Annotated in this window: 4 protein-coding genes; 3 read left to right on the top strand and 1 reads right to left on the bottom strand. The window is 67.6% G+C overall.

Features of this window, described 5'->3' with window-relative positions:
• From R3280_RS16015 to R3280_RS16005, 3 genes are all read left to right on the top strand, one after another.
• A partial coding sequence (locus tag R3280_RS16015) for an ABC transporter substrate-binding protein (protein ID WP_318999612.1) occupies positions 1–628 on the top strand: 628 nt, incomplete at its 5' end.
• A complete protein-coding gene (gene fhuB / locus R3280_RS16010) occupies positions 615–2624 on the top strand; it encodes a Fe(3+)-hydroxamate ABC transporter permease FhuB (protein ID WP_318999611.1) in 2010 nt (669 codons plus the stop codon). The genes R3280_RS16015 and fhuB, both read left to right, overlap by 14 nt.
• Positions 2611–3375: a (2Fe-2S)-binding protein gene (locus R3280_RS16005; RefSeq protein WP_318999610.1), complete on the top strand. Its 765-nt coding sequence runs from the start codon at positions 2611–2613 to the stop codon at positions 3373–3375. The genes fhuB and R3280_RS16005 overlap by 14 nt, the downstream gene beginning before the upstream one ends.
• A gap of 89 nt (positions 3376–3464) precedes the next feature.
• On the opposite strand, the gene R3280_RS16000 is transcribed toward R3280_RS16005, so the two are convergent.
• The coding region (locus R3280_RS16000; RefSeq protein ID WP_318999609.1) for a TonB-dependent siderophore receptor at positions 3465–4760 on the bottom strand (1296 nt) is incomplete at its 5' end.

Here is a 4760-nt window from a genome sequence, read left to right as displayed (position 1 = left end):
CGATCTGATCGTGACCAGCGGCCAGCTGGCACCGGCCTGGGAGCTGCTGCGGGGCATCGCGCCCACCTACGTGATCAGCGTTTACGACAAGGGCGCCGAGCCCTACCAGCGGGCCCGGAACATGCTGCTGACCCTGGCCGAGATCCTGGGCCGGCAGGAGCGGGCGCAGGAGGTGCTGGCGGAACAGGATCGGGTAATGACCCGGCAGCGCCAGCGTTTGCAGGCGGCCGGTCTTGCCGGTACGCCGGTGGCGCTGGTGAATTTCATGGACGACCGTCATGTGCGCATCAACGCCCCCAACGGCATTCTGCAGGCGGGCCTGGAAGGGCTGGGTTTGCGCAATGCCTGGCAGCAGCCGGGCAACTTCTGGGGTTTTGCCATGGTGGGGCTGGAAGCCCTGTCGGATATGGACGATGCCCGGCTGGTAGCGATCCGGCCTCTGGCGCCATCGCTGCCGGAACAGCTGGCCGGCAGCCCCTTCTGGCGGCACCTGCCCATGGTGGAGCAGGGCCAGATCTACGAGATCGACCCGGTCTGGGCGTATGGCGGCGTGAACTCGGTAACCCGTCTGGCGCGGCTGCTCACCGACGCCCTGCTGGCCGGAGGTAGCGACAATGTTGGCGGCTAGGCCCGGTGTGGCACCCCGGCTGCCGCTGCTGGTGGCCCTGCTCTGGGCGCTGGCGCTGGCCACCGCGATCCTGCCCTGGCTGGTAAAGATGGATCCGGCGGCCTTCGTGCAGGCGTTCTGGCAGGCAGACGGTGACAGTTACCAGCAGGTGCTGGTGCATTACAGCTGGGCACCCCGGTTTGCCATGGCGATCCTGATTGGTTGCGGCCTGGGGCTGGCGGGCGCGGTGCTGCAGCAGGTGCTGGGCAATCCGCTGGCGTCACCCACCACCCTCGGGGTGGGAGCCGGCGCCCAGCTCAGCCTGGCGGTGGCCACGCTCTACCTGCCCTCGGCGCTGGCTTTCAGCCCTGACCTGGTCGCGGTTGCCGGCGGCCTGCTGGCGGCGGGCCTGGTGGTGGCCCTGACCTGGCGGCTGGGTTTCTCGCCGGTGACGGTGATTCTGGCGGGTCTGGTGATCAGTTTCTTCCTGGGTTCCCTGAATGCCGCTTTCCTGCTGCTCCACGGCGAGTTCCTGGGCAATCTGTTTATCTGGGGTGCCGGGTCGCTGGTGCAGAACGACTGGCGGGTATTCGCCGAACTGTGGCCGCGGGTGGTGATCCTGGCCCTGGCCATGGTAGCCCTGATGCGGCCGCTGCAGCTGCTGCAGCTTGGTGCCCAATCCGCCGGCTCCCTGGGCGCGAAAGTCGGGATGCTGCGCCTGCTGGCCCTGCTGCTGGTGGTGCTGATGACCGCCAGCGTGGTGAGCCGGGTCGGTGTCATTGCGTTTGTGGGGCTGGCGGCACCGGTGCTGGCGCGGCTGCTGGGGGCCCGCACCCTGGCCCAGAAGCTGCTTTGCAGTACCTTGCTGGGCGGTGGTCTGCTGCTGTTGGCGGATACCTTTGCCCAGTGGGCCACCAGCCATACCCAGGGCACCCTGGTTCCCACCGGCACCGCCACGGCATTGATCGGCGGCCCCATCATCCTGCTGGCCCTGCGGAGCCTTCGTAATAACCGCCACATGCCCAACCAGGATTCCGGACCGGCCGGGTTCGCACCGCGCCGCCGGGCGCTGACCCCGCCGGTGGTGGTGATCGGCCTGCTGCTGTTGCTGATGATCGGCCTCAGCATGGGCTGGTCGCCGGGCCTCACCGGCTGGGGCTGGACCCCGGTCCCGGACTGGGACCAGGCCTGGGACTGGCGTGGGCCAAGACTGCTGGCGGCGATGGCCGCGGGCGTGGCGCTGGGGCTGGCGGGCACCATCATCCAGCGCCTGACCGGTAATGTCATGGCCAGCCCGGAGATTCTGGGCATCAGCGGCGGCGCGGCCCTGGCGATGGTGCTGCTCACCCTGCTGGGCCTGAGTCCCGGCCGACCGGGGCAGTTGCTGGCGGGTGCCGCTGGCGGCGCCGCGGTGCTGGCCTTGCTGCTGGTGCTGTCGCGCCGGCACCGCTTCGCCGGGCACCAGTTGCTGCTGGGTGGCGTCGCCCTTTATGTGTTTGTCGATGCCGGCCTGCGCCTGGTGCTGGCCGGCGGCGGCACGGACGCGGTGAAACTGCTGACCTGGATGTCCGGCTCCACCTGGCTGGTGACCGAAACCGAAGCCGTCTCCCTGGCGCTGTTGAGCCTGTTGCTGGCGGCGGGCACCCTGCTGTGCAGCCGGGTTCTGACTGTCATGCCCCTGGGCGAGGTGCCGGCAACGGCGCTGGGCCTGGGGATTGCCCGCGCCCGTATCCTGCTGTTGTTGCTGGCGGCGCTGCTGACCGCGGCCGCCACCATGGTGATCGGCCCGCTCAGCTTTGTCGGCCTGATCGCCCCGCATCTGGCGCGGGTGCTGGGTCAGCAGACGGTGGCCCGGCAGCTGGTGGTGGCCGCCCTGGCCGGCGCCCTGCTGCTGGCCCTGGCGGACTATCTGGCCCGGGTGCTGATGTTCCCCTACCAGCTGCCGGCAGGCCTGCTGGCGGCCCTGGTGGGCGGTGTCTATTTCCTCTGGGGGTTGAGCCGTCATGGCAGGGGCTAACGACTGGCTCGCGACTTACCAGGGCCTGCTTGCCGACGCCGGAGTGAGTCCGAGCGACCTGGCGCCACAGGCCAGCCTGCCGGTTTCCGAAAGCGATGGACCGAGCCTGGCGCAGTGCCTGGCGCGGCCGGATCGGGTCCGGTCCGATTTCGGCGCCGGCCTGAGCGAACAGGGTCTGCGGGTAAGGGCCTCGGTGATGCAGCAGTCCCTGGCACTGTCGGTATTGACGCCGGTGGTGCTCCGCTTCCTGCTCACCGGTGCCAGCCATCTGCCTGGTGATGACGCCCTTCGCCTGGTGGCCAACCCCGATGACAGCCTCGACCTCTGGGCCTGTGACCAGCCCCGGCCGTCGGCTTCGCTCCATACCCTGGACCAGCTATTCGATACTCTGGCCGGGCGGGCACGGGCCTGGTATCCGGTCTTCCGTAAGGGCCTTGGCGTCAGTCCCGGGGCGTACTGGAGCAGTATCGGGCTGGGCTTCTGCGCGCCTTTCTCAATGCTTTACGACCGTTCGGAGCCTGACCGCCTGTGCCAACAGGCGAGCCTCTGGCTGGACAGTTTCGACTGCGATGCCCGGCGCTACATCGAATGGATTCCCGCCATGAGGGAGCAGGGCCTTTGCGCCATTCCCCAGCGCCGTGGCTGCTGTCTCAAGTTCAAGTTGCCGGAGCGGGGTTATTGCGGGACCTGCAGTATCCACCGCCGTGAACGCATGAGCGCATTGGCCCTCGGACTGACGCCGGAGCTCTGAGCGGTATTCGCGTTCCCGAGGTGATTGCAGCGGGGTTGGTAGGGCGGACGGGTGTTCCCGGCGGCCTGCTGGCCGCCGGGTCCGGTTCGTCAGAAGGTGACGGCAACGGTGCCGATGACTGTGCGCTTGGTGCCCACAAAGCAGTCGCCACGGGTCAGGCAGGTGGTGAAGTAGGTCTCGTCCTCGATGTTGTTGACGTTGAGGCGGAAATCCCAGCGTCCGACGGCATAGCCCAGCATGGCGTCGAACAGGGTTACACCGGGTGTCTTCAGGGTGTCAACCCCGCCGTAGTTATCCCCCACATAGCGTACACCGGCACCGGCACGCAGGCCGGGCAGCCCGGCGATGGTCAGGTCGTGCTGACTCCACAGGGAGGCGGTCTGCTCCGGCACGCTGGCCAGATGGTTGCCCTCGTTGACGCCCTCCAGCACTTCGGTGTCGGTGTAGGTATAGGCGGCGATCACGTCCCAGGACGGGCTGATCTCGGCCAGTGCTTCCAGTTCGATGCCGCGGCTGCGGGCTTCACCGGTCTGGATCTGGTTCTGCGGGTTGTTGGGGTCCGGCGCCCGCACGTTCTTCTGGCGAAGGTCGTAGATGGCGGCGGTGTACAGGCTGTTGCTGCCCGGCGGCTGGTACTTCAGGCCCACTTCGATCTGCTCGCCTTCCAGTGGCTTGAAGGACTCGCCAAAGACGTTGGTGCCGATCACCGGCTGGAATGACTCTGAGTAGCTGATGTAGGGCGACAGGCCGTTGTCGGCGTTGTAGAGCAGGGCAGCGCGGCCGGTAACGGCATCGTCTTCCTGGTCGGCACGGCCCTCAGTGCGGTTTTCGGTCTCGTCGCGGCGAATGCCCAGAGTCGTGACCCAGCGCTCGGCGATGGTGACTTCATCCTGCAGGTAGACGCCAAGCTGGCTGACGGTGTTTTCCGGCCCCTCGTTGAAATCGGCCGGACTGAAACCGTTGAAGCCGCCGTAGACCGGATTGTAGACGTTGATGGCGCCGGCGTTGCCGTTGAAGGCGGAGCGGGCCTGGGAGACGGCGTGCTGGTAGTCGACACCGGCAAGCACCCGGTGCCGGATGTTGCCGCTGCCCAACAGCAGCTCGGCCTGGTTGTCCATGGTCAGGGCATCCAGCTCCGGCTTGTTGGCGTAGGCCACCCTTGGCAGGTCGCCGTTGGGCTGCAGCGTGGGCGGGAACTGGCCGTACATGGTCCGGTAGTCCACCTCGGTCTGGCTGTAGCGCAGGTTCTGGCGCAGCGTCAGGTCATCGTTGACGGCAAAAGCCAGCAGTGAGGTGCCGGAACGCTCCCTGGTCTGGTACTGGTCAAAGCCCGGCTCACTGATAAAGACGTCGATGGGGATCCGGGGCAGGCCGTGGGGTGCCGG

The sequence above is a fragment of the Marinobacter sp. genome (assembly GCF_033722195.1).
In the GTDB taxonomy this organism is placed as follows: Bacteria; Pseudomonadota; Gammaproteobacteria; order Pseudomonadales; family Oleiphilaceae; genus Marinobacter.
The sequence above is the reverse complement of the archived record's forward strand: the minus strand, read 5'-3'. Positions and strand labels throughout refer to the sequence as shown.